We start from the raw sequence: 26,769 nt of genomic DNA, 5'->3' as shown, positions 1-26,769 counted from the left end.
ATCTGTTCCTTCGTGGCAGAGCCAGGATATCGCCTCAGTAGATCAAAAAGAACCCTGCTGTGCCAGCGCCTAAATCCAAAAAACCCCGCCTATAAGGCGGGGCAAGGTGTGGTGCCGCGTGACTGATCACGCGCACCGGCAGTGTGGCTGAGTTGTTAAGTGTTCGGTGAGGTCAGGCCTGCATCTCGGCGCGGATCTGCTGGCGCAGCACGTCAATCGGCACCATCTTTCCGTCGCGCTTGAAACACCAGTAGGTCCAGCCGTTGCACGAAGGTGCGTTTTCCAGCTTGGCGCCAACCTGATGAATCGATCCTTTGACGTCATCGCCGATCAGGGTGCCATCTGCCCGCACCTTGGCCTTGTGGCGGCCATTCATGCTCAGCAGCTGTTCGCCCGGACGCAGCATGCCGCGTTCGACCAACTGGCCAAAGGGCACCCGTGGTTCGGCCCGCTTGGAGGTCGATACCTGCAGCGCGTCGCGGTCGAATTTGCGCACCGATGCGATCCGCGCCTCGGCCACTTCGCGGTAGGCGTCTTCGCGCTCGATACCGATGAATTCACGGCCCAGCATCTTGGCCACGGCGCCGGTGGTGCCGGTGCCGAAGAACGGATCCAGCACAACATCGCCAGGGTTGGTCGAGCCCACCATGATCCGGTGCAGCAGGCTTTCGGGTTTTTGTGTCGGATGCGCCTTGGCGCCGGTTTCATCTTTGATACGCTCATGACCGGTGCAGATCGGCAGCACCCAGTCGCTGCGCATCTGGATGCCTTCGTTCAGCGCCTTCAGCGCCTCGTAGTTGAAGGTGTATTTGCCGCCCTCGGCCTTTGAGGCCCAGATCATTGTTTCATGTGCGTTGGTGAACCGCTTGCCACGGAAATTGGGCATCGGGTTCGACTTGCGCCAGACCACATCGTTCAGGATCCAGTAGCCCTGGTCCTGCAGCGCCGAGCCAACCCGGAAGATGTTGTGATAGGAGCCGATCACCCAGATCGCGCCATTGGGTTTCAACAGGCGACGGGCCGCTTTCAGCCAGACTTTGGTGAATTTGTCATAGGCGGCAAAGCTGGAAAACTGGTCCCAATGGTCATCGACCGCATCGACCTTGCTGTTGTCGGGACGGTGCAGCTGACCCTTGAGCTGCAGGTTGTAGGGCGGGTCCGCAAAGATCAGATCGACGGACTCCGCAGGCAGACTGTTCATCACTTCGATGCAGTCGCCACCAAGAATCGTGTTTAAAGGGAGCGCAGCTGCGCTCTTTACCATTGTTTTGTTCATGTCTCTGCCTCGATACCACGGCGTATTTTTACGCTCATTCGGTTATCCACAGGATGAGTCATCTGGGATTCGAGGTCAATTTCTTTTTTAAAACAATTAGCTGCCCTTTAATCTTGATACAACATCTGGTGTACCGGCTTAAAGGAACGCCGGTGATGTTGTGTCACCCCCAAAACTTGTAGGGCGTCTTTATGCTGCTTAGACGGGTAGCCGGCGTTGCTCTCCCAACCATAGCCTGGGAACTGTTGCGCCAAATCCACCATTAACCGGTCGCGACACAGTTTTGCGACGATCGAAGCGGCTGCAATCGACACTGATTTGCCGTCGCCTTTGATCACCGCTTCCGACGGCAACTGCAGTCCGCGGGGGATCAAATTACCGTCAATCAACAGATAGTCCGGGGCTGGGTCCAGCATTGCCACCGCCCGCTCCATCGCCAGATGCGAGGCGCGCAGGATGTTGATTTCGTCGATCTCTTCAACCGAAGCATGGGCAATTGCCACCTCTGCCCGGTCAAAAATCTGCTGTTCGACGGCTTGGCGCTTTTTGGCGCTTAGCTTTTTGGAGTCGTTCAACCCATTTGGGATGTTGGCGGGGTCAAGGATCACCGCCGCAGCGGTGACCGGGCCGGCCAAAGGGCCCCGGCCGACCTCGTCCACTCCGGCAATCCGCATAAATCCACGCTGCCGCGCGGCACTCTCAAGGCTGTAATCTGGCTGTTCCATAGGTCCGTCAAAGCCAATTTCCGACGCCGCTTCAAGAGAATTCTATAGTCTGCCCGCAGTCTGTCCGCTGGGCCTGAGCCCAAAAAAGATGCAGCCCGACGTTGCCGCCGGGCGAAACAGGGCCGTGCAGAGGGGCGCGGGGTTAGCGCCGGACGATGCGATAGCCATTGCGGCGCAGGCAGCGCGGCTTGTAGGCGCTCTTGTTGCGGCGGCCTTTCCCGAAGGTGACCCGGCATTGTTTCGGCAGCGCCTTTACATGGCGGTAGTTGTTGCGCAGGCATTTCTGACCCAGCAGAGCGCGCCCATCCCGGAAGGCCGGGAAATATCGCAGGCATTTTTCGGGCAGGTCATAGCGCGTCACACGCGGCGGCAAGGGGCGTGGCCGCTGATACACTGGCACAACTGCAGGCTCGACCACCCGGCGGCTGACTGTGCCGCGTTGATGGCGGTCCTTGTTGATGGCGACGCCAAGGATCCCCAGAACGGCCAGTCCGGCCAGCAGTTTGGCCACATCATCACCGGCGCGGGCTGGGGCGGCGGAAAATCCGGTGATGGCGATCGAGGCGGCAAGGATAAAGGCAATGAATTTGCGCTGCGGGTTGGGGCGGGTGGCAGATGGCATGAGAGGACCTTTCCAATTGGGTGTCATGATCGGCACTTGGCCGCTCTGTCCCATCCTGGCTTTGACGCTGTCAGACAGGCAATATCAGCCCAGTGTTATCGTATATCAACCGCTGCAATCTCCTGTGGTTATTGAATATCACCGCGTCTTTGGCCAAGGTGAGCCGCATGAAACATCTTCTTTGGAAACCCGCCCTGATTGCCGCCTTTCTGGGGCTGACCACCCCTGCCCTAGCGGCGGATTGCTATGCCGATTACAAGGCCAAACAGGACAACCCGCTGCGGCTGCACTATGGTGTCGTGCAATTGTCCGGTGCCTGCCAAAAGGCGGCCGCTAGGGCTGAGATCCGCAATCGCATCGCGCCGCAGGGCTGGACCCTGCTGAATGTCATCTCGGTCTTTGGCCCCGAAGGACTGCAACAAAGGAAGCCCGATGCCGGATCCTACTATCTCCGTTTCTGAAGCCCGCAGCGCCGGCAGCCGGGTCATCACATTTGGCATAATAGCCATTGTCGCGCTGCTGATTGCGGCCGGTACCCTGCTGCTGCTGACCCTGCCTGACGCCAACGCCTTTAACGCGCGGGTTGAACAGTTGTTTGTGGAAAATGATCTGACCACCCAGGTTGAAATCAAATTGCTGGAGATTCTGGCCCAGTCCGGCACCGCATTTGCCGACACCCTAAGCAGCTACCGCATGGTGATTTTTGTGCTGTTGGTGTTTGCCACCGCAATGATGGTGGCGGCGCTGGTGGTATTGTCGATGCTGGTGTTGCTGAACCGGCGAATGGCGCAGATTGAACGGGCCGGCATTCAGGTCACTGAACTGTTGATCAGCCGCGAGGAAAATACTGTGTATCTGAACAATATGGGGTTCCGCCTGACTCCGGCGGCAATAGAGACGCTGTCGGTTCTGGCCGAGGCCCGGCTGGACGGCGACGTCATGTCGGGGGCCGAGATCGAGGGGGTGATTTCCGGTCGCGATGCCACAGACTGTGATGAAGCGGCGGGTGCCACCCGCATAAAACGGTTGCGCGACACCCTGGGCAATCAGATGATCAGTGAGTTGCTGGTCAAGAACATTGCCAAACGGGGTTATGTGCTGGCCATCAGCAAAGATGTGATCCGGATGATCTGATCCGCCTGGATGTCTCAAACCCTCCGCGCATGGGGCCGTTGTGGCTGAGTATTTCAGGCAAAAAGAAAATGGCCGCTTGGTGGCGGCTGTCACATCACATCAATAACGGGTGCTGGCTCTGGAATTCAATCTGGCGCACCCCACATAGTCATTGCAAAGAGCTGACGAGAGGGCCGGGCCAATGAATGTACAGGTAAAGCCGGAACCGGATGGCTATTCCATCCTGATTGAGCAACTTCACGGTACCGTGAGCCTGCGACACAATGGGGTTCTGCTGGCGCAAAGTGATCAGGCCAAGGTGATGTATGAAACCCGCCTGCCGCCGACCCTTTATTTTCCTCCGGAGGATGTGTGTGCTGATCTGTCCAGGCGGACCGAGCTGCAGACTTTCTGCCCGTTCAAGGGCACCGCGACTTACCGCGATCTGATTCTACCCGGTAGCTCGGTCACAAATGCCGCCTGGACCTATCAAGAGGCCCAGCAGGAGGCTGCGGCCATCAGCGGGCATATTGGCTTTATGCCCAATGCCTTTACCGAGGTGGATCTTGGCGACAACGAAATCCTGACGCGCAATGACGGCAATATCTCGGGGCCGGTGATTGACTGGCTGCTGCTTGAGGCGGCGGCGCTGCCGACACCGGAACAGTTCACCGCGGCCCTGGCTGAAAAGTTACGGGATCAGGGGGTGTTTCTGTCGCGTATGGCGGTGATGGTCTGGTCTTTGCATCCGATGATTGCGGGCAAGAATTTTGTCTGGAAGAAAGACAGCGGCGAGGTCAATACCTTTGCGCCGTCTTACGAGATCCACGATCATCCGGCCTATCAAAACAGCCCGCTGCGACATGTCTCCAATGGGATGGGCGGAGTGCGGCACCGGCTCAGCGGCAACCATCCCACCGATGCCTTCCCGATCCTTGAGGATCTGAAAAAAGAAGGAGCGACAGACTATGTCGCGATGCCACTGCGGTTCTCGGACGGCAGTATCAATGTGCTGACCCTGACCAGCGATCATCCCACCGGCTTTTCCACCGCCAATCTGGGGCTTATTTTTGAGTGTTCGGCGGTGATAGGGCGGTACTATGAGGTCTTTATGCAACGCGAAAATGCCCAGTCGTTGCTGGAAACCTATGTCGGCAAACGATCAGGCGCCCGGGTGCTCGGCGGTGAGATCCACCGGGGGGACGGCGATGACATTGATGCCGCCATCATGTTCTGTGATCTGCGCGGATCAACCCTGCTTGAAGAGAAACTGGGCCGTGTGGCCTATATCAAGGTTCTCAATCAATTTTTTGAGACCACCTCGACGATTATTCATGATCACGGTGGCGAAGTATTGAAATTCATTGGCGATGCGGTGCTGGCGGTGTTTCCCGCTGATGGAGATCCGGAGGCGGCCCGTGCGCAGGCGCTGAAGTCAGCCCGTGTCATTGTGGCCCAGTTGGCTGACATCGCGCTGGAGGAGGGCGGTCATCGCTCTGAATGTGCGATAGGCATCGCATACGGCGGTGTCACCTATGGCAATGTCGGGTCGCAGGAACGGTTGGATTTCACGGTGATTGGTCAGGCGGCCAATATCGCCGCCCGGTTGGGTGACTATGGCAAGTCACGCGGCCATCCCATCGTGGTGAGCCAAGATATTCTTGCGGCGGGATCACCGGCTTTGTCCTTGGGGGCGGTGGCCTTGCACAATGTGTCCAAACCAGTGGAAAGTTTCGCCGTTTCAGTGCCGTAAATGGGACGCATACGGCCGGTCGTGGTGGATTTTGCCGTGAGTTTTTGCGCAGCTGAGCCACCACTGGGTTGCCGTGCTGTCAGACACGGCAACCCAATATGTCATCAATCCAACAGGATCAGAACAGCATAACTGCGCCGACGTCTTCTTTGGTCGGGGCTGGTTTTGCTGCTGCACGTTCCTGTTCGCCAAGACGGCGGTCATTGGCAACCCGCGTCTGCTGGGCATTGCCCGTCACCGGATGAAACCGGACCCGCCGTGCCGAGGTGCCGCCAATACTGGACGACACGCAAGAGATCCCTTCGTCACGCAGAAAACGCTGCACAAAATCGGCGTTTGAGAGACCAATGTCAGACAGGTTGACAGACATTTTGGCGCCGCCAAACACCTTGGCCCTTAACCGGCTTCGGATGGCCCCCTTTTTCAGCACCCCGTTGATAAGCAATTCCATCGCATGGACCCCATAGCGGGCGTTCTTGCCATTGTCGGCATTGGTACTGGGCAGCAGAAAATGATTCATGCCGCCAATGCCACTTTCCGCGTCGTACAGACAGGCGGAAATACAGGATCCCAGAACCGTGGTGAACATCACCGACGGACTATTGGATACACGATATTCACCCTGCAGGACTGTAACCGAAGACGTGTTTGCAAATACAGAGCTCAAAGCCGCTTCCTTCCCATGTTTGTTATCAAGCCTTGCAGGCTTGTAGAAGTGTCCCGGCCATACGCGCCAATGACACCTGTTTTTGTGCCGCGCCGTTCTGCCAGGCCACGCGCGGCATGCCGTAAACAACGGAGCTTTGTTCGTCTTGGGCAAATGTGGTTGCCCCGGCCTTGCGCAACTCCAGCAGGCCCTTGGCGCCATCTTGCCCCATACCTGTTAAGATTGTTGCAACAACATTCTTGGCAAAGGGCACTGCCGAGCTGAAAAGGGCATCCACTGATGGCGTGTGACCAGAGATTGCGGGGCCGTCTTTCAGGCGGGTGCGATGCGGTTTGCGCGGCGTCAGACCCAGGTGCTGGGATTGACCCGCTGCAATATGTACGGTGCCTGGTTTCAGCTGGATACTGTCCTCGGCCCCGACCACGGATGCGGCGCAGATGCGGTTCAGCAGGGCCACCAGGCCAGCTCCGAAATTTTTGCCTGTGTGCTGAACAATCACCGTCGGTGGGCAGTTGGCGGGAAAGCCGACCAACAGGCTGCGCAGAGCCTCAACTCCGCCAGTGGACGATCCGATCAGAATAATCTTATCCGTTGTGTTGGTTGCGGCAGATGCGCCGCCATTTGACGAAGCACGGCTGGTGGCTTCACCGCGGCGGGGCGCCTTTACCATCATGTCGAAATACTGCACGAACTGAACCGGATGGTCGGATTTACTGAGCTCAAAAATACCGGAGCCGCGGTCCAGCAGTGGGTTCGATTTCCGGGCGGGCGCAGCTGAATGGCTGTCCATCACTGACACCCACCGGGTGTCCAGCGCCGAAAACATCGCCATCATCATTTCAAATTCCGGTAATTTGGTGAACCCATCTTCGACGAAAGCAAAGGTTGGCTGCACTGCTTCGGCTTGATTGTAGGCCGTCATCAGGTTGTTGGCCAAAAGAACTTGAATGCCGGGGTAGGCAGATTCCATATGACTTTGCAGTGACCGGGCAAATCCCCGGTCCAAAGTGACGATCAGAACGCTTAAGGAAGACAATATTTTACCCATTCGTTATTGCGTGGTTGAACATCAACCAGTTTCAAGGAGCGGGAGCCGCCTGCCAATCTGGGTCATTCCCAGATTGTTGGCAGCAAGGCCCGCCTAGGGCTAAAAACCCCACCAGACATCAACCGGGCCAGGGATCGCCTTTGCTATTGCCCGGGGCTGTCCGCCGAAGCGCTGGCTTAGTCTGGGCAATGTGCTGCTCGGTCGAAAATACCGGCTACCACCATCGAAAATGAATTGAGACACCCGTTTGGACAGTCTGAGCGTCCACTGGAGAGATCTGATTGATTTCATTTTATCCTCCCAAAAGAACGTGACCTAGAGTGCCGTATTTGCACTGATGCTCTTGATGGTCCATCGAGGGTTAATTTGAACCTTACAAACCGGATATTTTTCCATTTTTTGGAATTCATTTAGGCCGAAGCTGCCGCTGGTTGACGCCATATTGTTGCCGAAACCCTTAATCGAGTTCGCTGAAAGCGCAGCTATAGAGTATAAGGTGGGGCTTGGTCGCCGATGCCGCGACCTGATCGCCCCTGAACGCAGGTTGCCGCGATGCATTAGAAATTCTCATAAAATAAAGGGTAAATTGTCGCTCCAAGAGCCCCGGTGATTTTCCGAAACTGGCGGTCTCCGGCAATAAATTATTAAGGCCCGCCGCATATGTCTTCTGCATCGAAGTCCAACACGTCGCCTACAACGGGGGTGCGAATCGCTGAATATGACGACCAAACCACAAATACATGTTTTGGATTTGCCAAATGCATTTTCTGAGCTGACACCGCTGATCTCGTTCCTAGATGGGGCCGGATCACAACCGATCGAGGTTGATTGCAGCAAGGTAGCAATGCTGCCGTCTCGTTGCCTGCAATTATTGCTTGGGGCGGAACAACAATGGCGATCCGAGGGATTAGAATTCTCGGTCACCAATATCACTGAAGGCTGCCGCCGGGCTCTATCCCTCATGGGGGTCGATGCAAACCGATTTGAAGATAAGGACACAGCATGAAAACCAAAGTTCTTGCGATAGATGATTCCCGCACTATTCGGAATTTACTTGCAGCCTGCTTGGAAGAGGCCGGGTTTGAGTATCACAGCGCCGTAGACGGTCGCGAAGGGGTGGATATTTATCCAGATATTGCCCCGGATGTGGTGATCACTGATATCAACATGCCTAACCTGGATGGGTTCGGCGTGATCGAGGAGCTGCGCGGAGAGGACATCAACTCCAAGGTTCCGATCCTGGTGCTGACCACCGAGAGTTCTGCTGATCTGAAGGCGCGGGCGCGCTCTGCCGGTGCCACTGGCTGGATCACCAAGCCGTTTGACGACGACTCTCTGATCTTTGCACTTAAGCGTGTTACAGGGGCGGTTGCATAAAATGACTGGTTCAATCTTGGATACATTCTTTGAGGAGTGCGAAGAACTCCTGGAAGCAATGGATGCGGGGCTGGCTGCCATCGAAGAAGGCGATCAGGACCCTGAAACCGTCAACGCGGTATTTCGAGCTGTGCATTCCATCAAGGGCGGCGCGGGTGCGTTTGGCCTGGACGATCTGGTGGCCTTTGCGCACAACTTCGAAACTGTTTTTGACGATGTACGTTCCAACAAACTGGAACTGGACGAAAAGCTGATCCAGCTATTGTTCCGGGCCAGTGATCACCTGTCTGATCTGGTGACCTGTGCACGCGATGGCGGTGAGGTCGATCAGGCGCATCACGATGTGCTGATTTCGGCCCTGGGCGAATATATTGACGACGAAGAAGAAGAGCTGGTCTTTGAACCCATGGGGGTCGGGGCGGCGTTTGACCCAACGCCCCTTGCGCCGCTTGCTGAGGTTCAGGAGGCCCGGTACGACATTCGCTTTCATCCGCTCAAAGAAATGTTCGATACTGGCAACGAGCCCTATTTCCTGTTTCAGGCGCTGTCTGATCTGGGGGCTCTCTCGGTGCGGCTGGACGATAGCGAACTTCCCGGATTTGAGGCGATGGAAGATGGCGAAAGCTATCTATCCTGGGAGCTGACACTGGTGACCAGCGAATCCCGCTCTGCGATCGAAGCGGTCTTTGAATTTGTCGAAGGCCTGTGTGAGCTGTCGATCAGCTCTGAAGGGGAAGACGAAGATGACGCGGATGCCCTGGCGGCCTTGAACGCGGCTTTTGGCCTGGCTCCGGCAGAAGAAGAAAGTGCTGTGGCGCTCCCCTTAGAGAAGCCGACGCCTGAAGCCAACGAGACCCCGGCCCCCGCACCGGCCTCTGTTGAGGCCCCTGTTGAGGCTGAGGCTGCCGCCGATATGGAGCCGGATGCCGAACATGAAAGGGCCGCTGAAAAAACTGCCGAAGCCAAAAAGGAAACCGCAAAATCAAGTGGACCAAAACCAACCCTGCGGGTTGAGCTTGACCGTGTGGACCGCCTGATCAACGCGGTGGGGGAGTTGATCATCAACCACTCCATGCTTGCACAGCAAATTGCCAACCTGGATGTCACGGATACCCGCGATGTCGAGACGGAACTGGAAGGGTTCAAAAACCTGGCCCGTGACATTCAGGAAGGTGTCATGGCGATCCGCGCACAGCCAGTGAAACCACTGTTTCAGCGGATGGCACGTATTGTCCGCGAGGCTTCGGCCGCGACCGGCAAAACGGCAAAACTGATCACCATTGGCGAGACCACCGAGGTCGACAAAACGGTGATCGAACGCCTGGCCGATCCCTTGACGCATATCCTGCGAAATGCTGTTGATCACGGCATCGAAAAACCGGAAGTCAGGGTCGCTGCAGGCAAGGGGAAAATCGGCGAAATCCGGTTGACGGCGGCGCATCGGTCGGGCTCGGTCTGTATCGAGGTCAAGGATGACGGCGCTGGGTTGAACCGCAAAAAAATCCGACAAATCGCCATCGACAAGGGGTTGATCCCGGAAAATGCCGAACTGAACGACGGTGAAATCGACAATCTGCTGTTCCTGCCGGGTTTCTCCACCGCCACTGAAATCTCCAACCTGTCGGGTCGGGGTGTTGGCATGGATGTGGTGAAAAACGCAGTTGGGGCGCTTGGCGGTCGGGTTAATATCTCGTCGACCCCGGGTGAGGGATCGGTGTTCTCGATCATCCTGCCGCTGACGCTGGCCGTTATGGACGGCATGGTGGTATCGGTCGCCGGTCACACCATGGTGGTCCCGATCACCGCCATTGTCGAAACCATGCGCGGCAATGACGACATGATCAATAATCTCGGCGCTGATGGCACCCTGTTGTCCATTCGCGGCAGTTTTGTTCCGATTTGTGATGTTGCCAGCAGTCTTGGACTGCGTAGCAGCTCCCATAGCGAACCGGCTGGTGTCTACCTCCTGGTGGAAACCGAAAACGGCGACCGCTGCGCCCTTGCTGTCGATGACATTCATGATCAGCGCCAGGTGGTGATCAAAAGTCTGGATGGCGTCTGTGGCAATGTCCCCGGCGTTTCCGCCGCAACTATTCTTGGGGATGGCAAGATTGCCATGATCCTTGATCCCGAAAGCATCGTAACGGCGTCGTCCTCGGCAGCCGTCTTTGACACCGAACGGAGGATGAACAATGCAATTGCAAGCTGAAGCCAAACACGTTGAGCACAGCGAATTCGTCAGTTTCACTGTTGCAGGTCAGGCCTTCTGCCTGCAGATAACCCAGATCCGCGAGATCCGCCGCTGGCAGCCTGTCACGGTGCTGCCACATGCCCCTGCGGATGTGCTGGGGGTGATGAACCTGCGCGGCGCAGTGATCCCGATTTATGATCTGTCTGCCCGGTTCGGGCTGGAACAGACCGCCGCCAGCGAGCGCAATGTGGTGATCGTGGTCTCGGTCAATGACAAGCCCGTGGGGCTGTTGGCTGAAGCGGTGTCCGAGATCATCTCGATCGATCCGGATGACATTCAGGAGACACCGCAGGTGGACAGTCGCAATACCATGGACTTTATTCAGGGGATCATTTCCCAGAATGATGAAATGGTGCGGATCATCAATCTGAATGCTGTGATTTCATCGCGGGAGCAGGTGACACAGTGAGTATTGCCAGCTCGATAGATCCCGGAGTGGGTCAATTTTCCCTGTCAGATCAGGATTTTGATGCTATCGCCAAGTTTGCCCACAAGAATTTTGGGCTGGCTCTGTCGAGCAACAAGAAACCTCTGGTATCCTCGCGGTTGTCGCGGCGGTTGAACAAGCTGAAGGTGCAGAACTTCAATAAATACCTGGCCAGCCTGGATGCGCCCGGTGGCGAGGGGGAGCGCAGCGAACTATTGTCGCTGTTGACCACAAACGTGACGCAGTTCTTTCGGGAATCGCATCATTTTGACACCCTGCGCAATGACGTTCTGCCGCCCCTGATCGAAAAAGCACGCAGTGGTGGCCGGGTGCGGTTGTGGTCTGCGGGCTGCTCGAACGGGCAGGAGCCCTATAGCATCGCAATGGTGCTGCATAAGCTCTGCCCCGAGGCCGGCCGGCTGGATATCAAGATCCTTGGAACGGATATTGATCCAGTGGTTGTCCGCACGGCCCAAGCGGCGCAATACCCCGCTGATGAACTGGCGCAGATCCCGGCCGAGTACCGGGTCAAGGGCGACAGTGGCGCCGACAATAAAATGCCAGAAGTGATCCGTTCACGGGTCAGTTTTGGTGTCCTGAACCTGATCGAACCCTTTCCGTTCCGCGGCAAGTTCGATGCCATTTTCTGCCGCAATGTGGCGATCTATTTTGACACCCCAACCCAGCAGAAAGTCTGGGCGGCGTTTCAGGCTTCGCTGAACCCAAATGGCTATCTGTTCATTGGCCATTCGGAACGCATGTCCGGTCCCGCTGCCACGCAATTGAAAACTGCGGGGATTACAACCTACATCAACTCTTCTGCCGGTACTCTTGCCTGATTTATCGGCGCTGAAGAAACTACAAGGAACTAAAAAATGAGCCTCAAAGACTCTCTGCGCATTATGGTTGTTGATGACATGTCCACCAGTCGTGGAATTCTGACCCAGACACTGGATGAACTGGGCATCAAGAATTATATGGTTGAAAACAACGGCCAATCCGCCTTTCAAAAGATCGCCACCAATCCGGTGCACCTGGTGTTGTCGGACTATAACATGCCTGGCATGGATGGGTTGGGGCTGCTTAAATGTATGCGTGAAAATCGCGCCACACAGCGCACTGGGTTCATTCTGGTGACCGGTAAGCCAACACCAGAAGTGGTCGAAGTTGGCCGTCGTCTGGCGATGAACAACATCATCCGCAAGCCGTTCACTGTCGCAACCATGAAGCAGGCAATCGAACAAGTGGTGGGACGCCTGTAATCATGGAACAGAATGGCAAATCTTTGACTGATCTCTGCGCGGTTTCCGCTCGGGAAATGTCTCATCTACAGGCTCAGGTACAACAGCTTGAAGATGTGGTGTTTACCATTCTAGAAAGCGATTCCAAGCCGACACGTAAAGACCGTCAGGCGCTTCAGGATTTTGACTTGGTGGCGCAAACACTTGCAGGCCTGGCTGGTTTTTTTCAACGCTTGCGGTTGCAGGCGATGGATGGGGGCGACACTGACCTGATGCGGGCCTCCGAAGCGGTAACTTTGCAGAAATTGCGCGAGCGTCTGCGCGACCCAGACGACTCTTTTTCCGCCAGATAATCGAAAAGAGCCCTGTTGCCCTGGTTGGGCGGCGCATCTCTTGGCGATTTGATACTCCAGCGACAAACCGTGGTCTTAGCGATCACGGTTTTTTCCTTTCTCTTTAGGGGGGGGGCGCGATAGGCTGATCCTCAATCGGTAATTGGTGTATTGAGGTTTTGAAATGACGGCTGTTTTTCGGATAATTTGTGTTTTGCTCTTGTCGGTCTCCCCGGCCTTGGCTCAGGCTGACAGTCGCCGGATCGCCCTGGTTATGGGCATGTCCGACTATCAAACCCTGCCTGCTTTGGACAACACTAAAAATGACGCCGTTGCCATGGCGGCGACGCTTGAACGGATTGGGTTTGATGTCACGCTTTCGGTAGATGCTGGGGTGGCAGAGGTTGAGCGGCTGTTGGAAGATTTTTCCTTCCGCTCCGAGGTGGCTGACCTGGCGCTGATCTATTTTGCCGGCCATGGGATTGAGGTTCAGGGCGAAAACTTTTTGATCCCGGTGGATGCATCCGTGACCAGCAATCTGGATGTGCAGCGCCAGTCGATGTCGCTGAAACGCTTACTGGCCGCCGTTGACCGGGCCCGAACAATGCGCATCGTCATTCTGGACAGTTGCCGCAACAACCCGTTGGGCGATGCCATTGCATTGACCAATGACACCGTCGAGAGCGCTGATGCGGAAGGCACCCGAGGCGGCGGCGGCGGCATGGCGGCCGCGAACCCGGACCGGGGCACATTGGTGGCCTTTGCGGCGCGTGATGGCCAGGTGGCGCTGGATGGTAACGGCAACAATAGCCCCTATGCCCTTGCCCTGATGGAAAAAATGGCAGAGCCGGGGTTGGAGATCAGCCTGATGTTCAGGCAGGTCCGCGACAGTGTGCTGCGGCAGACCGGCAACCTGCAGGAACCCCATACCTATGGGTCTCTGACCGGGGTGCCCTTCTATATGGCCGGCGCGACAGAAGGCCAGGTCGATGTCGCCTCAGTTGAGCCGATCGATGGCTGGGCCTCGCTGCGCTCCGATCAAGAGGATCAGTTGCTGGCCCTGGCAGATCAGGGCGACACCCGCTCGATGCTGGGGCTGGCCTATATCCGGTTGAACCCAAACGAGGGCCGGTTTGACCCAAAGGCCGCGGTTGCATTCCTGCAGACCGCCTCGGATGCCGGCTCTCCCGAGGCGCAGTTTGAGCTGGCTAAACTATACGAACGCGGAACCGGAGTGGCGGTTGATCACCCCAGGGCACTGACTTTGTATCGCGCCGCCGCGGAACAGGATTTTGCCGATGCAATCAACGACCTTGGGTTTTTGCATTATCAGGGTGGGCTGGGTCTGCCAGCCGATCCCCAAAAGGCTTTGACGTTTTTTGAACGTGCCGCTGATCTGCGCCACCCGCAGGCACAGTTCAATTTTGCGGCGTTGATCGACGATGGGCTGATTGCCAACAAGGGTCCTGACGACTCTGCCTATTATTTGTACCAGGCGTTGCGTTCGGGCAGCGCGGATGTGCTGGACTTGCTCAGCGATCGCCCCACCATGTTCACCGGGGAAACCCGACGTGCGCTGCAAACCATGCTAAAGAAGAATGATTTCTATCAGGGCTCCATCGACGGGGATTTTGGCCCCGGCACCCAGCGTGGCATTCGGCGCGCCTATGGTATTGAAGAGTAAACCAGAACGAAAAGGTTGGATGGTATTATGAACCTATTGCGAGTGGTGCTTTTATCGCTGTCAGTTGTCGTGTTTTTCCTGCCCCAATCGGCGCAGGCACAGACCGAGGAACCTGAGAACCCGGTATATCCGGAATATAGTAGCTCTGAAGAGAGCGAGGGCCGGTCCGGTGATTTTGATCTGGAAAGGGAAAATGGGCCCAAGCTGAATAACCCCGACGAAATCGTACCGCAGCTGGCCGCTATTCACGGCCGCTGCGGCGTCGCGGATGTCTATGTGATTGACTGTCTGGCCGAGCGGTTAGAGGTCTTGGAAAAGAGTATGTCCGGGCTGGCCCGATATGGCGAGGCGCGGCGCATTCTGCGCGACACGGCGGACCAGCTCAGGCAGATCACTCAGGACAATCTGGATCAGGACAGGCCCAGGGCACGGATGGAAGCGATCGATGGCAGCTTCCGCTCGACCCGGCCTTTGTCTGCCGTTTCAGCAGCCCAGAGGCGCAGCGCCATATCACAGGCCGTGGCGGTTCTGGCCGAGGCGGAAACCCAGTTGCTACGGTCTGGCGAAGCCTCATTGGGACGGGCGGTGCAGTATCAGCAGATCGCCGCTGCATTGGGCTCCAACAAAGTATTGCTACGGTCGTCCTGAGCAATCTACAACTTGCCATCGGCCAGCCATTGATCCAGCTGGCGGCGGCTGATTTCAAAATGCATACTGTCCTCACGCCGGAACCCGGCGCCCCAAACCCAGCCCTCATCGTTGAAAAAATCAGCAATGATGGTCAGGCCGAGTTGTGTTTTGCCATCGGTGAAATTGTCCAGCTGGCCATCAATGTTCAGGTCCACCGCCAGCCCATAACTATGTGTCGAAAGTGAATTCTGCGTGCCGCGGATGCGTCGCACGCACAGCGCCCCGGCCGTATTGATGCGCTGGTATAAATCCGGGTCAACGGATCGGATGTTCTCGAAAACCACCTTCAGGCTGGTGATGGCCGGCTGCAACATGCTGACCCGGATCGGGCCCACCTGTTCGGTGACCAGCTTTGCCTTCAGCCCCGGGTGGGTCATCGGTTGGCAATTGTCGTTCAGGTCTTCGCGGGGGCGGCCCAGCTTTTCCGACAGGTAGGATCCGCCTGCCACCTGCAGCCCCTGGTTTACATTGGTCCGGTCGGCAATCAGCACCACCTGAGCATAATCCAAATCGGCACCGGGGGTTTGGGCCCAAATTTCGCGTTCGCCATCGGCGTCTTCGGTTGCCGGCGCCGATGCGCCGCCAATAGGCAGGCGCGCCACTTCGCTTTTCAGGTCAGACAGACGCAACTGCAGGTCTTCGATTTGCTGCCGCAGCATTTCAATTTCGATGCGCGCCGTGGAATCCACCGCCGCCCCCTCAAACCCCTCATCGGACAAGGCCCATTTCAGGGAAAACCAGATGCCCGGCACCATCATCAGGGCAACGGCTAAGATTATGGCTGGTAATACGCGCATGTGAACCTCTTAATTATCAATGCCAATTCATCTGGTTCTGGCCTCTGAGTAAAGCTTTTCGTGAATGTCAGGCGAAATTCCTTACCTTTAGAATATTCAACCAATACGTCAAAGCCATTGGCAGGTTCATGGCAGTGGTATAGGCTCAGGCGGTAACTGGTCTTATTAGGGGGGGCATGTAATGATCCGTCTCAACGTTTTATTTGTTAGCCTTCTGGTCGCCGGTCTGGGGACCGCACCAAGCGTATTTGCGCAAGCCGCCGAAGAAATGTCGGTCGAAGAACTCACCGCGGCCTTTAAAAAGCAAAAGACACGCGGCTTGGTCATCGTGCCCAATGCTGCTGCGGATGCAACAGCCGACACGGCAACACAGGAAACCGCAACTGTCGCAGCCGTCGACGCCGAAGAGTATGAGCCGGTTGAACGGCAGGCTCAGATCAACGTGCAGATCTCGTTTGACTTTGACAGCGCCGCTCTGCGGGCTGATCAGCAACCAAAACTGGTCAATATGTGCCGGTCGATGCAATTGCTTGACGGAACTGTGTTTCAGATCATCGGCCATACCGACAGCTCCGGCTCTGCAGGTTACAATCAGCGGCTGTCTTTGCTGCGTGCACAGGAAGTGCGCCGTCATTTGATTTCGGCCTGCGGTATCGATGACTCCATGCTCAAGGCAATTGGCATGGGCGAGACAGCCCCATTTGATGGCGATGATACCCGCGCCGATATCAACCGCCGGGTTGAATTTCAGGCTCTTGGCTAAGCATTTGCGCGCGCTTCACGCCGCTGCACCTGCGCCAAGGAGGGCGCTATGATGGATTCGCGCCCGGGCGATATGTTTCAGCCTGGTGACTTGCTGAATAATACCTATCGCATCGAAACCCTGTTGGGTCGCGGCGGCACTTCGGATGTCTACAAGGCGCGCTCGGAAATTTCCGGCAACCTGGTGGCGCTGAAGGTTCTAAAGCAGGAACTGGCCGGCAACGAAGATTTCACCGTGCTGATGGCCCGCGAGGAAAATATTCGCGAAATTCGACATGATGCTGTGGTGCGCTATTCTGAAAATCACCGGACACCCGAGGGTCAGATCTATCTGCTGATGGATTTCATCGACGGTCCGGGGATGGACAAAAAGCTGAAACAGGGCCCGATGTCCGCCGAGGATCTGCTGATTGTCGGCCGTCGGGTCGCCCAGGGGCTGCGCGCGGCTCACGCCAGCAATATCGTTCACCGCGACCTGAGCCCCGACAATATTATCCTGCGTGGCGGTGATCCTGCCCAGGCGGTGATCATCGATTTTGGCATTGCCAAAGACACCAACCCCGGGGCGCAGACCATCGTCGGCAATGAATTTGCCGGCAAGTATTCCTATGCCGCACCCGAGCAGCTAAGCGGCAACACCGATGCCCGCGCCGATATCTATTCCTTAGGCGCCCTGTTACTGGCCAATTTCCGCGGCACCCCGCCAAATCTGGGTGCCAATCCGATGGAGGTGGTTGAGAACAAGCAAAAACCACTGGACACCTCCGGCGTGCCGCAACCGCTGAAGGGGCTGATTGACCGCATGTGCGAGCCTGACCGGGACAAGCGTCTTGCCAGTGCGGGTGATGTCCTGGCCTATATTGATGATCCCAAGTCCCAGTCTCAGGTCCCGTCAGCTCCTGCGCCAGAAACCGCGGCAGCCAGGGCTATGGTTGATGAGGCCACTGTGATTGCGGTGCCGGCGAAAAAGTCAAACCCAAACACCCAAAAACCAGAAGCACCAAAACCCCGTTCGGGTCGGGGGCGAATACTGGCCATCGGACTCAGCGTTGCCCTAGCGGCCGTTGGGTTTGGCGGCTATGTTTCGGGTCTGTTCGACGGCCTGCTTGCGCCGGCCTACCCGCCCGCCAATCCCTTTACCCTGATCGTTGAAAAGCCCCCCCAAGGTGACATTCAGGCGGTAGGCTTTATGCCGTCGGAATCCACCCGCGATGCGCTGACTGCACTGGTTGGTGACGCGGATCTGACATTGGCAACCGGCGATATTGCCGACAGTTGGGGAGAGGACGTTCTGGCCAGTTTGCAGCCCTTGGGCGCGCTGCAGGAATGGCGGTTTGTGGTCTCCAACAACAAAGCCAAACTGACCGGCACCACGTCAGATGTGGATGTTCTGACGCGGATAAATACAGTTTTCAAGTCTGGCCTGCCGGGGGCGCTGGACGGCAAAATTGATATCACATTTATGCCCCCCATCCTGCTGGCAGCCGATGTGCGTGCAATTTTGCAGACCAAAAGCGATTGTGGACAACTGACCGCACCGCAGACAGGATCTATCGGCGGCTATGGTCCACAGGACCCGATCACGGTGACTGGCCGGGTGGCAGAAACCTCCACCCGTATTGGCCTGTTTGATGAGTTGCGAGCCATTGCTGGTGACCGCAGGGTGGTGTTGGATCTGAATGTTCTGAACCCCAGCCTCTGTCTGATTGAACAGCATCTGCCCAGAGCTCCCACCGGGGCGACTTCGGTGGCTTTTACCGTTGGCGACCGCAACGAACCAAACCCGTCGGGACGCTTCTTTGTCGGCGAGAACCCGGTGATTGATGTGGTGCTGCCAGCCGAGATGACAACGGGGTTTTTGACGGTGTCGATCCTCGACGTTTCTGGCAATGTGTTCCACCTGCTGCCCAATATTTCGCGCCCCGAAAACGCGGTCGCAACGCTGCGTGATGGGCGCAGTGGCGAGATAAAGGTGCGGGTTGCCTTTGGCCTGGACGCGGCCTCAACCGGCGGCGGCATTGCCTTTCGGGTGGATGACAGCTCACTTGGGAAAAGCAAGGTCCTGGTACTGCATTCCTCTGCCCCGTTGTTCGACGGTATGCGGCCCACCTCGGAAAGTGCTGTTGGCTTTGCCGAAGCGCTGCGATCCAGTGCCGAGTCCGATGCCGGGCGGATCCTGTCACTGGACAGCAAAATCCTGATCACAGCACAGCCCTAATTCTGGGCAGCCGTAATCCTGAATTTTCAATTCTCCGGTGGCTTACTGCACGTCCACCACGATGGCCGAAATATTGTCGGCACCACCGCCCGCCAAGGCCACCTGCACCAGACGTTCAACCACGGTTTCAATCGGAGTGTTGCTCAGGATGTCCTGCAGCATGGCAAAGGTGGCATATTTGGTTAGCCCGTCTGAACAGACCAGAAACCGATCCCCCGCCTGCGCCTCGCCGCGCACTTTGTCCAGTTCCAGCACCTCGCCGACGCCGACAGCCCGGGTGATCGCATTGGACTGCGGGTGCTGTTCGGCCTCGTCCCAGGTCATCCGGCCGGCCAGCACATATTCCGCCACCGAGGAATGATCGGTGGTCAGCATTTCAATCAGACCATTGCGCAGCCGGTAGATACGACTGTCGCCGGCCCATAACCCGACAAAATGGCCATTGGCCAACATCAGCGCCACAACGGTTGCACCAATAACCCCTGCGCCGCGCGCCTCGGCCTCGGCCAGGATCAGCTGATGCGCGCTTTGGATGGCGTCACGCAGCGCGTGCATGCGCGCTGTCGGGTCCAGTCCCTGCGGGATCATAGCGACGGTATCGGCAATGGCGCGGCTGGCAAAATCTCCGGCCTGATGGCCGCCCATGCCATCTGCAACCAACCAGATATCTTGCTCTGGCAGGGCCAGAACCGTGTCTTCATTCACCTTGCGCTTCAGCCCGACATGGGTTTGCACGGTATAGCGATAGTTTTGAAACTGACTCATATTGGTCGTGCCTCGCTCCAGATTGGTGCCGCTAGATCAAATAATCCCAGCGCCGTATTGCCGCTGGGCAGTCCCTGACACACCATCAGCCGGGGCACCCCGTCCAAAACGGCTGTCCACAGGCTGGCGCCGGGTATTTTCCGATCCAGCAGATCGCCGGCCAGCAGGCTGGGCAATGCAGCTGGATTGCTGGCGCCCGTCATCAACATACAGCCCTCGACGACCCCGCGCACCGGGGCATGAGCCCGCTGCGTTGGCACCAGACATCCGGCCAGATCCAGTGACAGTTTTTCTCGTGTCATATTATCCTCAAGGCAGGTCAGGGCCACATCCTCCAACTGCTCAAATAATTTGCTCTCGCAGAGATGATCCAGCGAGGCCGGCCCCGGTGTTGGCAGCGCCGCCATCAGGGTTAGCGGGAACCGCCGCCCAACCCGGTCCACCGATGGCATCAGCACCCCCATCACCTTTTGTGGTCCGGCCAGCCCCGGCGACAGGGTGAACCGCCAGATCGGAGCGGTCATGTAATAGCCATCCCAATAGGGTCCATGCGCACCCTGCCCGGCCAGCAGCAACTCCTGCAACCATTCGTCCCATACCCGAGTAAATCCGGCGGGCGGTGACAGGCGAAAGAAGTCGCCAACCGAAGGTATTTTTCCAAATGCTCCAAATCCCATCGCGATCACATCGACTTAGGGCAGCTGAACTTTGCCATGGCCGGCAGGGCAAAGGGGTTAATCACAGATCCCGACTGTAGCTCAAACAGCGCCAGCCGTCCGCCGATGCGAAAGTTCACCCGGCGGCGGTCGGACACATTGGTGCGTCGCACCTCGGCTGAATCGAGCAATCGGAACCAAGCCCAGGGCCCATCACGCGACATGGAGTTTTCATTGTCGCGTTTCTTGGGTGACAGGGTGATCCGCGCCAGTCCGACCGTTCCGGGCCAGGTCACTGCGACGGGGCTGGGCTGCCCCGATCTGTGACCATAGGCAACCTGCACCCCGTCAATCTCTAGCAGCACGTTCTTGGCCTTGGGATCCAGCGCCTTGGGAGTGATCTGGAATTGCACCGCTGGCGTTGGTCCACCGGCAAAGAAAGCATCACGGATTTCCGCGGCGTATTGCATTTGCACCAGAACCGCCGGGCTGATCCCCAGATCCACGGCATTGACCCGTTTCCAGGTCCAGGGGCGACTGCGGGTATCGACAAACTTTGCCAGGTTTTCATTAAAGAAACCGTCAATCAGGCCGCCGGGTGAAAACAGCTTGGCAAAATCCGCCATGGCCACATCTGCCCGCGCCCGCCGGTTGAACGGATAGCGATTGTCCAGCGCTTGCGTGCAGAATGGCAGCACCGAGGCCTGCCAGCGCGCGTTGATCGAGGCGCGGGTGCCCTCAGAGGTGATCCCGGATGAGCCGGTGGAGATTTGCGACGCCCATCGCTGCACCGGCCCGTCGGCGCGGGACGCCGATTGCTGGAACTGCAACAGGGCCTCGCCGCCAGTGGCGACTCCGCTGAACGACATCTTGTTCAGCTCTTGATAGACCAGCTGCAGCGACACCATCAGATCATCCAGCTGCGACGGCTGACCCTCGGGGCGCTGCACCAGATTATGCAACCACTGGAACCGGTCCTGGACGTAAGATCCGGGCGGTTTGGGCGGTGCTCCATCGCCCCCGGCCGAGGATTGGATCAGCGCTTCCATCAGGATCTGACCCTGGATCGACAGATTCGATCGCGCCTCGAGTGCCGCCACCTGCGACGCGCCGCCCGTCAGCGCCGAGGTATCCACGGCATTGCGATCCACCGCCAGCTGGGTTTCCCGCGACACTTCGGTCAGGATATTGACCATCGGTGAGGTTGGGCCAGACAGCACATTGGTGACCTCCACCGCGTGGCTGAGGGATTCCAGCGGGATGATGTCCACATCGCCCAGCATGGTGTCATAGCGGGTGATAAAGTCGTTGTAATACAGGTCCAGCACATCCCGGCTTAACGCCAGCAGCACTGAATTATTTTGATCCTCTTCGCTGCGTTGCCCCAGAACCCAGCTCTCGCGCTGCACCCGCTCGGCGACGCTGACCGCTTCGGGCAGGAACACATTGTGGAAACCGTCGTAGGTATAGATACCCTCGATGCCATCGTTCAGCTGCTTGCCCGAACTGCGCACCAGCACCCGCTTTACCGAAGGCCCGCCAATATCGGTCAGGCGCCATTTGGGCAGGCTGGTGGCGGTGTTGGAATTGACGATACCGTTATAGACCCGTTGCGCCAACGGCAGTTCCGACAGGATGTTCTGCACCTGCTCAATCAGTGGCCCGTTCAGCGAAACTTCCTGCATTGGCTGTGACAGCAGGGCGTTCAAATGATCCGTCAGGTCACTGCGTAACTGCACGCGGGCAACGCCGGGATAGGCGACATGTTCCCAGTCAAGCCGCATCCATTCCTTGATCAGATCCTGATTCATCGGTCCCTGAAGGCCCAGCATCAGATAGACCTTTAGCGCCTCGTACAGCAGATCCGGGTTGTTGATATTGCCAATGATCTGTTCTTCCAGCCGCACCAGCAAGCGCGGCAGCAGGCGTTGGTTCAAGGCACCGCGATAGGTCTGCGCCGCCTGGGTTCCAATCACCTCGCCCTGATACAGACCATAGGTCATCTCGCGGTCGGGATCGGGGTCTGACAAAACCGGGTTGGCGGGCAAATCCCGCAACAGGTTCAGCGCCGCGACCACCGGCACCAGATCTGTGTCGCCAATCGGGCTGGGCGGCAGGGTCGCTGCCGCAACCTGATAAGCCGCCACCTGTGTCTCGGCCTCGGCGATCAAAACCGTGTTCTTGAGGTACGACCTGACCCACAAGCCACCTGTGACCATCGCAACCAAGACCGTTGCGGTAATGGCACCGCGCCGGGTCCAGCTATACCGGCGCTCCACCTTGTCGTCCGCCGACACCAGACCGGCCTCAGGGAACATCACACTCTCAAACAGGCGGGTCAGGAAAAACGACCGCCCGGTGCCCTGCCCGGTGCCGATCGCCTGACGACCAATGCCAAAGGTCTGCGCCATGCCCAGCATCAGCCGGTCAATCGGAGTGCCCTCTTGGGTGCCGGATGTGAAATAAATCCCGCGCAGCATCTGCCGCTGGTCATAGCGATTGTCCTGAAACACCTCGTTCAGGAATTCCCGTGCCACCGTGCGAACCGAGGCCACCTGGGCCGGGAACCCCGCAACCAGCGCCCGGCGCTGATGGTCTGTCTCCGCCTGCATTTTCTCCAGCAACTGGGCGTTCAACTGCCCAAGCAACAGGGCAAACTCTTCGTCAAAGCGGGCAATTGGTGCTTCGTCTGACTTGCCCTTGGGCAATGGCAGAGTGAATCCCCAGACCTGTTCGCGCTCTTCCTTGCCCAAGGCATCGTGAAACTCGCTAAAGCCGGCAATCAGATCGGCCTTGGTGAACAGCACATAGACCGGAAACCGCACGCCTAAACGTTCGCGCAGCTCGGACAGACGCCTGCGCACCGCCTGCGCGTGGCCCTTTTGGGTGATCTCATCCTGCTGCGACAGATCCGACAGAGAAATCGCGATGATTGCGCCGTTGATCGGCTGGCGCTTGCGGTATTTTTTCAGCAGGCCCAGAAAGCCGATCCAGGCCGCATTATCCGCCTCGGCATCACTTTCCTGCGTGGTATAGCGGCCCGCCGTATCAATCAGCACCGCATCATTGGTGAACCACCAATCACAGTTGCGGGTGCCGCCGACACCGCCAATCGCCGCCTTACCCAGCTTGTCGGCCAATGGAAATTGCAGCCCGGAATTGACAATCGCCGTGGTTTTGCCAGCGCCCGGAGGGCCGATCATCACATACCACGGCAGGTCATTCAGATGCCGCTGGCCGTTCTTGGATTTGCGCAGCTCGACCATCGCCTGCTTGAACTTGCCGCGCAGCTCGCCGATTTCTTCGGCCAGAACATCATCCTCGCCGGTGTCCAGCGACTCGGCGATCTCGTCGCCCATTTCACGGTCTTTTCGACGCCGACGCCAAAAGATGAAACCAATCAGCAGCAGGAAGAACACCCAGATCAGCGACATCGTTACAATACGCGCGGTCATGCCGTCAAAGGGCCGCCAGTTCTCGCCACCCAGAAACGGTCCAAAAAACCAGACGCAGGCGGATAGAACTGCGGCGAAAATCAGCAGCAGCGAATAGATGGATTTGAATAGCGGAATTATAAATCGCCGGATCATGTGTCACTCTCCTGCACCAGCAGTACTTCGATACGACGATTGCGGGCCCGACCGTCTTTGGAGCCATTATCGGCCAGGGGTTCGTTGTCGGCACGGCCTTCGGCCGACAGCCGACTTGGGTCGTCCAGCACCTTGGCCATTTCAGCCATCACCGATTTGGCGCGCGCCAGCGACAGATGCATATTGGACGGGAACCGGGACGAGCGGATCGGCACATTGTCCGAATGCCCGACCACGATCAGCGCGCCTTTTTCACTATTCAGTGACTGCGCCAACCGGATGATCCGCGATTCAATTTCAGGCTTCAGCCGGTCCGATCCCGACCCGAACATGCCCGATCCGGCCACCCGAATGGTCAACGTATTGCCCTTTTGGAAAACCTCGATCAGGCCTTCGGCAATCTCGGGTTCCAAAAACCCCGAGACCTTGGCCACCTGGTCAATCACCTCGGGCGCTGGCGGCGCTGGCGGTGGTGGCGGTGCGGTGCGTTCCAATGTGGCCACGGGGCCGGAATCCACAATCGACAGCTGGCCAACCACCCGCTCGGTCTGGTTCGACAGCGCCCAGGACAGGCCGACAAATTGCAGCCCCAGCAACACGGCGGTGACAATCAGCGAGATCCACACCAACCGCCAGGCAGACAGCGCCTTGAACGGTTTTTTCAGACCTTGCCAATGTGGCGCCAGATCCCGTTCAACCGGCCCCCGTTGCGCCCGGATAATCCGCGCCAATGCGCCGCGGATCTGCATGTGTTTCTCAGATCCGCCCTGCTCAATCCGCAAGCGGCCCTCAAACCCCAGCGACATGCACATATAGAGGAACTCCAGCATGTCGATATTGCCGCCCGGCTCTTTTTCAAGCCGCGCCAGCAGGTCATAAAAACGATCGCCGCCAACCGTTTCGCGGTGGAAGGTGCCGACCATGGATTGCAACCCCCAACTGGACTGGCCGCCCCAGGGCGTGTTCAGCACCACGTCATCCAGCGTGGCACACATGGCATATCGGGCGATTTTGACGGTCTGCGCCGTCACCCCGGCCTGCAGGGCGCGGTTTTCAAACCCGCGCACCTCGGCCACCACGCTTTGGCGCAACTTGTCCGGGTCCATGTGCTGGGCGCGGTTGCGAATGCGGCTGATCAGGGCAAACAACGTCGACGCACAGGCAGTCAGCTGGTTCATTCCCGTCATTGCGACCTGGGTCGCCTTGCCCGCGTTTACTGGTGCCGCTGCGGCAGGAGCCGAGGCCTGCGGCACCCCAAACGCATCGCTGCCCGTCGCCATTGGGGTCGCTTCGGGTTGCGCCACAGGTTGTTGGAACGGCTGCGGCGTCGCCGGACGACGGCCACCCGGATTTGGTCTGATCACCGTCTTTTCGGTGTCATTCGGTTCCGCAAACGGGTCGTCGTAATCACCCATGTTCTATTCCCGCCTTAATTGTTGCGAATGGCCCAAAGTTCCATCTTTAGCCCCGGAAATTGCCCGGACACGTGAACGGCGATCCCACCCGAGGTGGTCATTTTGCCCCAATACGGGCTGTCACCGTCCATTTCAAAGTATACCACACCCGCGTGATAAGGGATCTGTCGCGGTGCCACCGGCAAGGGCCGCAAGGTGATCCCCGGCAGCGCCGAGTTGACCAATTGTCGAATTTCCTCGACCGGGCCAATCTTGGCCTGACCGGCAAAATGGCGGCGCACGTCTTCGGCTGGGATATCGGCATTCACCGCCAGCACAAAGCCCGCATTGCCCAGCAGTTTGCGATCGGCTATGACGCCCACCGATATGCCATATTTGCGCGGGTCCAGTTTGATCGGTATCGCCGTCTGCTCCAGAACCGAGCTGAGGTATTGTCGCAATGTGCGAATGACCGGTGCAAAACAGGCGATCAGATTATCGTGGGTATAGGGTGGAAAAGCCGGCACCTGCTTGTCCGCGGCCATAAACACCGACAGTTCTCCGGCCAGCGCCGCACAGGTGACAAAAAAGCTCTCGGGGTGCAGGTTTTCAATCTGTGTCATGTGGCGAATGACCGGCAACATCCGGTTGACCACCATCAGCAGCATGAAATCCGACACCTCGGCCACACCGCGGGCATTGCCGCCTTCGGCCAGCCGCCCCGACAGGGCCTCCATCCGGTGCCCCAACAATCCTTCCAGCTCGCGCAGGAACCCCGCCAGGGCCGGCGCCGCCCGCACATCCAGACACGACGGAATAAAGGCCTGATCCAGAATGATTTCCTTGTCAGCGCGCACCTCGATGATGCGGGCCACCGGAATCGCCAGCCGGTCCGCCAGATCATCAACCTCAAGGGCAAATTGCAGACGCATCTTGCCCACGTCCAGATCCACCGGCTTGCGCTCGCTGCTGGTGACGTCGCTTACCTCTTGTTTGGAGGGGCGCAACCGGCTGGCCGACATTTCCGCCCCCGACAGATCCACTTCGGCCGCGCCCTGACGCCGTTGCGGAACCGTCAGATAGACGATGCAATCCTTGACCGTGGTTGGCACCTCCATCGCCGGCGGATGCGGGTCCGCCATCGGCACCCGAAACACAGTACCGTCATGGGTCAGCCCCTCGCAGCTTTTCAAGGCGAACTGACCAACCTTCAGGGCCTCATGGTCAATTTCCAGCCCGTTCACACCCCAGCCATAGGGGCGCGTTCGCCGCGCCAGCCCGGTGACCAGAGCTTCGGTATAACGATCCGACTGCTGGAAATGATGCGGCTGCAAAAACAGCCCCTCGGTCCAAAGCACTTTGCTGTCCCAGGACACCTGGC

25 protein-coding genes are annotated in these 26,769 nt (G+C 57.9%); 14 read left to right on the top strand and 11 right to left on the bottom strand.

The genetic code is table 11. The features are described from left to right. Nucleotides 1–172: 172 nt before the first annotated feature. From QPJ95_RS23990 to QPJ95_RS23980, 3 genes are all read right to left on the bottom strand, one after another. Nucleotides 173–1,276: a site-specific DNA-methyltransferase gene (locus QPJ95_RS23990; RefSeq protein WP_270919699.1), complete on the bottom strand. Its 1,104-nt coding sequence runs from the start codon at nucleotides 1,274–1,276 to the stop codon at nucleotides 173–175. A 107-nt stretch (nucleotides 1,277–1,383) separates the two neighbouring features. Beyond that, the gene (locus QPJ95_RS23985; protein ID WP_270919700.1) at nucleotides 1,384–2,001 is read right to left on the bottom strand and encodes a ribonuclease HII; all 618 of its coding nucleotides are present in this window, start codon (nucleotides 1,999–2,001) and stop codon (nucleotides 1,384–1,386) included. 142 nt (nucleotides 2,002–2,143) lie between these two features. After that, on the bottom strand, nucleotides 2,144–2,623 hold the full coding sequence (locus QPJ95_RS23980; protein ID WP_270919701.1) for a hypothetical protein: 480 nt from the start codon (nucleotides 2,621–2,623) through the stop codon (nucleotides 2,144–2,146). A gap of 167 nt (nucleotides 2,624–2,790) precedes the next feature. Here QPJ95_RS23980 and QPJ95_RS23975 point away from each other — a divergent pair, with 167 nt between their 5' ends. The 3 genes from QPJ95_RS23975 (at nucleotide 2,791) to QPJ95_RS23965 (ending at nucleotide 5,489) form a co-directional block, all read left to right on the top strand. Beyond that, complete coding sequence (locus QPJ95_RS23975; RefSeq protein ID WP_270919702.1) at nucleotides 2,791–3,084, top strand: hypothetical protein; 294 nt, start codon at nucleotides 2,791–2,793, stop codon at nucleotides 3,082–3,084. Beyond that, nucleotides 3,056–3,757 (top strand): winged helix-turn-helix domain-containing protein, encoded by a 702-nt coding sequence (locus QPJ95_RS23970; RefSeq protein ID WP_270919703.1) that lies wholly within the window; start codon nucleotides 3,056–3,058, stop codon nucleotides 3,755–3,757. The genes QPJ95_RS23975 and QPJ95_RS23970 overlap by 29 nt, the downstream gene beginning before the upstream one ends. A gap of 181 nt (nucleotides 3,758–3,938) precedes the next feature. Continuing rightward, nucleotides 3,939–5,489, top strand: coding sequence for a DUF427 domain-containing protein (locus QPJ95_RS23965; protein WP_270919704.1), 1,551 nt, complete (start codon nucleotides 3,939–3,941; stop codon nucleotides 5,487–5,489). A gap of 118 nt (nucleotides 5,490–5,607) precedes the next feature. Here the strand turns inward: QPJ95_RS23965 and QPJ95_RS23960 are convergent, their stop codons facing one another. Next, nucleotides 5,608–6,156, bottom strand: a complete 549-nt coding sequence (locus QPJ95_RS23960; RefSeq protein WP_270919705.1) for a chemotaxis protein CheD — start codon at nucleotides 6,154–6,156, stop codon at nucleotides 5,608–5,610. Between the two features lie 25 nt (nucleotides 6,157–6,181). Further along, nucleotides 6,182–7,126 carry a CheB methylesterase domain-containing protein gene (locus tag QPJ95_RS23955; RefSeq protein ID WP_270919762.1) on the bottom strand — a complete coding sequence of 315 codons (945 nt, stop codon included), beginning with the start codon at nucleotides 7,124–7,126 and terminating at the stop codon, nucleotides 6,182–6,184. 796 nt (nucleotides 7,127–7,922) lie between these two features. On the opposite strand from QPJ95_RS23955, the gene QPJ95_RS23950 reads away from it, so the two are divergent. From QPJ95_RS23950 to QPJ95_RS23910, 9 genes are all read left to right on the top strand, one after another. Then, nucleotides 7,923–8,210: an STAS domain-containing protein gene (locus QPJ95_RS23950; RefSeq protein ID WP_270919706.1), complete on the top strand. Its 288-nt coding sequence runs from the start codon at nucleotides 7,923–7,925 to the stop codon at nucleotides 8,208–8,210. After that, nucleotides 8,207–8,581 (top strand): response regulator, encoded by a 375-nt coding sequence (locus QPJ95_RS23945; RefSeq protein ID WP_270919707.1) that lies wholly within the window; start codon nucleotides 8,207–8,209, stop codon nucleotides 8,579–8,581. The genes QPJ95_RS23950 and QPJ95_RS23945 overlap by 4 nt, the downstream gene beginning before the upstream one ends. 1 nt (nucleotide 8,582) lies before the next feature. Next, nucleotides 8,583–10,790, top strand: a complete 2,208-nt coding sequence (locus QPJ95_RS23940; RefSeq protein ID WP_270919708.1) for a chemotaxis protein CheA — start codon at nucleotides 8,583–8,585, stop codon at nucleotides 10,788–10,790. Beyond that, entirely contained in the window at nucleotides 10,774–11,241 is a 468-nt protein-coding gene (locus QPJ95_RS23935) for a chemotaxis protein CheW (RefSeq protein ID WP_270919709.1), read from the top strand. The genes QPJ95_RS23940 and QPJ95_RS23935 overlap by 17 nt, the downstream gene beginning before the upstream one ends. Beyond that, nucleotides 11,238–12,098 carry a CheR family methyltransferase gene (locus QPJ95_RS23930; protein WP_270919710.1) on the top strand — a complete coding sequence of 287 codons (861 nt, stop codon included), beginning with the start codon at nucleotides 11,238–11,240 and terminating at the stop codon, nucleotides 12,096–12,098. The genes QPJ95_RS23935 and QPJ95_RS23930 overlap by 4 nt, the downstream gene beginning before the upstream one ends. A 36-nt stretch (nucleotides 12,099–12,134) precedes the next feature. Next, complete coding sequence (locus tag QPJ95_RS23925; RefSeq protein WP_270919711.1) at nucleotides 12,135–12,521, top strand: response regulator; 387 nt, start codon at nucleotides 12,135–12,137, stop codon at nucleotides 12,519–12,521. Nucleotides 12,522–12,523: 2 nt separating this feature from the next. Next, the gene (locus QPJ95_RS23920) at nucleotides 12,524–12,853 is read left to right on the top strand and encodes a hypothetical protein (protein WP_270919712.1); all 330 of its coding nucleotides are present in this window, start codon (nucleotides 12,524–12,526) and stop codon (nucleotides 12,851–12,853) included. Nucleotides 12,854–13,016: 163 nt separating this feature from the next. After that, nucleotides 13,017–14,516 carry a caspase family protein gene (locus QPJ95_RS23915; RefSeq protein ID WP_270919713.1) on the top strand — a complete coding sequence of 500 codons (1,500 nt, stop codon included), beginning with the start codon at nucleotides 13,017–13,019 and terminating at the stop codon, nucleotides 14,514–14,516. A gap of 27 nt (nucleotides 14,517–14,543) precedes the next feature. Next, nucleotides 14,544–15,164 (top strand): hypothetical protein, encoded by a 621-nt coding sequence (locus QPJ95_RS23910; protein WP_270919714.1) that lies wholly within the window; start codon nucleotides 14,544–14,546, stop codon nucleotides 15,162–15,164. A 5-nt stretch (nucleotides 15,165–15,169) separates the two neighbouring features. On the opposite strand, the gene QPJ95_RS23905 is transcribed toward QPJ95_RS23910, so the two are convergent. After that, on the bottom strand, nucleotides 15,170–16,003 hold the full coding sequence (locus QPJ95_RS23905) for a M15 family metallopeptidase (protein WP_270919715.1): 834 nt from the start codon (nucleotides 16,001–16,003) through the stop codon (nucleotides 15,170–15,172). Nucleotides 16,004–16,184: 181 nt separating this feature from the next. Between QPJ95_RS23905 and QPJ95_RS23900 the strand changes: the two genes are divergently transcribed. Both QPJ95_RS23900 and QPJ95_RS23895 read left to right on the top strand, forming a co-directional pair. Next, on the top strand, nucleotides 16,185–16,766 hold the full coding sequence (locus tag QPJ95_RS23900; RefSeq protein ID WP_270919716.1) for an OmpA family protein: 582 nt from the start codon (nucleotides 16,185–16,187) through the stop codon (nucleotides 16,764–16,766). A gap of 48 nt (nucleotides 16,767–16,814) precedes the next feature. Continuing rightward, a complete protein-coding gene (locus tag QPJ95_RS23895) occupies nucleotides 16,815–18,983 on the top strand; it encodes a serine/threonine-protein kinase (protein ID WP_270919717.1) in 2,169 nt (722 codons plus the stop codon). Nucleotides 18,984–19,025: 42 nt separating this feature from the next. Here the strand turns inward: QPJ95_RS23895 and QPJ95_RS23890 are convergent, their stop codons facing one another. Genes QPJ95_RS23890 through tssK form a run of 5 tightly spaced genes read right to left on the bottom strand, consistent with a single transcriptional unit; the run spans nucleotide 19,026 to nucleotide 26,764 of the window. Then, entirely contained in the window at nucleotides 19,026–19,748 is a 723-nt protein-coding gene (locus QPJ95_RS23890; RefSeq protein ID WP_270919718.1) for a PP2C family protein-serine/threonine phosphatase, read from the bottom strand. Continuing rightward, on the bottom strand, nucleotides 19,745–20,425 hold the full coding sequence (gene tagF / locus QPJ95_RS23885; protein WP_270919719.1) for a type VI secretion system-associated protein TagF: 681 nt from the start codon (nucleotides 20,423–20,425) through the stop codon (nucleotides 19,745–19,747). Before tagF ends, QPJ95_RS23890 begins: the two co-directional genes overlap by 4 nt. Nucleotides 20,426–20,430: 5 nt before the next feature. Further along, a complete protein-coding gene (gene tssM, locus QPJ95_RS23880; RefSeq protein WP_270919720.1) occupies nucleotides 20,431–23,994 on the bottom strand; it encodes a type VI secretion system membrane subunit TssM in 3,564 nt (1,187 codons plus the stop codon). Next, nucleotides 23,991–25,409 (bottom strand): type IVB secretion system protein IcmH/DotU, encoded by a 1,419-nt coding sequence (icmH, locus tag QPJ95_RS23875; protein WP_270919721.1) that lies wholly within the window; start codon nucleotides 25,407–25,409, stop codon nucleotides 23,991–23,993. Before icmH ends, tssM begins: the two co-directional genes overlap by 4 nt. Nucleotides 25,410–25,423: 14 nt before the next feature. Beyond that, a complete protein-coding gene (gene tssK / locus QPJ95_RS23870; protein ID WP_270919722.1) occupies nucleotides 25,424–26,764 on the bottom strand; it encodes a type VI secretion system baseplate subunit TssK in 1,341 nt (446 codons plus the stop codon). Nucleotides 26,765–26,769: the final 5 nt, after the last annotated feature.

Origin of the sequence: Parasedimentitalea psychrophila (genome assembly GCF_030285785.1) — a bacterium.
In the GTDB taxonomy this organism is placed as follows: Bacteria; Pseudomonadota; Alphaproteobacteria; order Rhodobacterales; family Rhodobacteraceae; genus Parasedimentitalea; species Parasedimentitalea psychrophila.
Note: the sequence above shows the minus strand (reverse complement) of the source record. Positions and strands in the feature narration are given on the sequence as shown.

Excerpts from the sequence above, each read along its gene's own strand:
- icmH (WP_270919721.1), bottom strand. The coding sequence starts at position 25,409 with ATGGGTGATTACGACGACCCGTTTGCGGAACCGAATGACACCGAAAAG.
- QPJ95_RS23955 (WP_270919762.1), bottom strand. The coding sequence starts at position 7,126 with ATGGAATCTGCCTACCCCGGCATTCAAGTTCTTTTGGCCAACAACCTG.
- QPJ95_RS23985 (WP_270919700.1), bottom strand. The coding sequence starts at position 2,001 with ATGGAACAGCCAGATTACAGCCTTGAGAGTGCCGCGCGGCAGCGTGGA.
- QPJ95_RS23900 (WP_270919716.1), top strand. The coding sequence starts at position 16,185 with ATGATCCGTCTCAACGTTTTATTTGTTAGCCTTCTGGTCGCCGGTCTG.
- QPJ95_RS23925 (WP_270919711.1), top strand. The coding sequence starts at position 12,135 with ATGAGCCTCAAAGACTCTCTGCGCATTATGGTTGTTGATGACATGTCC.
- QPJ95_RS23935 (WP_270919709.1), top strand. The coding sequence starts at position 10,774 with ATGCAATTGCAAGCTGAAGCCAAACACGTTGAGCACAGCGAATTCGTC.
- QPJ95_RS23895 (WP_270919717.1), top strand. The coding sequence starts at position 16,815 with ATGATGGATTCGCGCCCGGGCGATATGTTTCAGCCTGGTGACTTGCTG.
- QPJ95_RS23945 (WP_270919707.1), top strand. The coding sequence starts at position 8,207 with ATGAAAACCAAAGTTCTTGCGATAGATGATTCCCGCACTATTCGGAAT.
- QPJ95_RS23990 (WP_270919699.1), bottom strand. The coding sequence starts at position 1,276 with ATGAACAAAACAATGGTAAAGAGCGCAGCTGCGCTCCCTTTAAACACG.
- QPJ95_RS23965 (WP_270919704.1), top strand. The coding sequence starts at position 3,939 with ATGAATGTACAGGTAAAGCCGGAACCGGATGGCTATTCCATCCTGATT.
- QPJ95_RS23980 (WP_270919701.1), bottom strand. The coding sequence starts at position 2,623 with ATGCCATCTGCCACCCGCCCCAACCCGCAGCGCAAATTCATTGCCTTT.
- QPJ95_RS23905 (WP_270919715.1), bottom strand. The coding sequence starts at position 16,003 with ATGCGCGTATTACCAGCCATAATCTTAGCCGTTGCCCTGATGATGGTG.
- QPJ95_RS23910 (WP_270919714.1), top strand. The coding sequence starts at position 14,544 with ATGAACCTATTGCGAGTGGTGCTTTTATCGCTGTCAGTTGTCGTGTTT.
- tagF (WP_270919719.1), bottom strand. The coding sequence starts at position 20,425 with ATGGGATTTGGAGCATTTGGAAAAATACCTTCGGTTGGCGACTTCTTT.
- QPJ95_RS23940 (WP_270919708.1), top strand. The coding sequence starts at position 8,583 with ATGACTGGTTCAATCTTGGATACATTCTTTGAGGAGTGCGAAGAACTC.
- QPJ95_RS23920 (WP_270919712.1), top strand. The coding sequence starts at position 12,524 with ATGGAACAGAATGGCAAATCTTTGACTGATCTCTGCGCGGTTTCCGCT.
- QPJ95_RS23970 (WP_270919703.1), top strand. The coding sequence starts at position 3,056 with ATGCCGGATCCTACTATCTCCGTTTCTGAAGCCCGCAGCGCCGGCAGC.
- QPJ95_RS23975 (WP_270919702.1), top strand. The coding sequence starts at position 2,791 with ATGAAACATCTTCTTTGGAAACCCGCCCTGATTGCCGCCTTTCTGGGG.
- QPJ95_RS23915 (WP_270919713.1), top strand. The coding sequence starts at position 13,017 with ATGACGGCTGTTTTTCGGATAATTTGTGTTTTGCTCTTGTCGGTCTCC.
- QPJ95_RS23890 (WP_270919718.1), bottom strand. The coding sequence starts at position 19,748 with ATGAGTCAGTTTCAAAACTATCGCTATACCGTGCAAACCCATGTCGGG.
- QPJ95_RS23950 (WP_270919706.1), top strand. The coding sequence starts at position 7,923 with ATGACGACCAAACCACAAATACATGTTTTGGATTTGCCAAATGCATTT.
- tssM (WP_270919720.1), bottom strand. The coding sequence starts at position 23,994 with ATGATCCGGCGATTTATAATTCCGCTATTCAAATCCATCTATTCGCTG.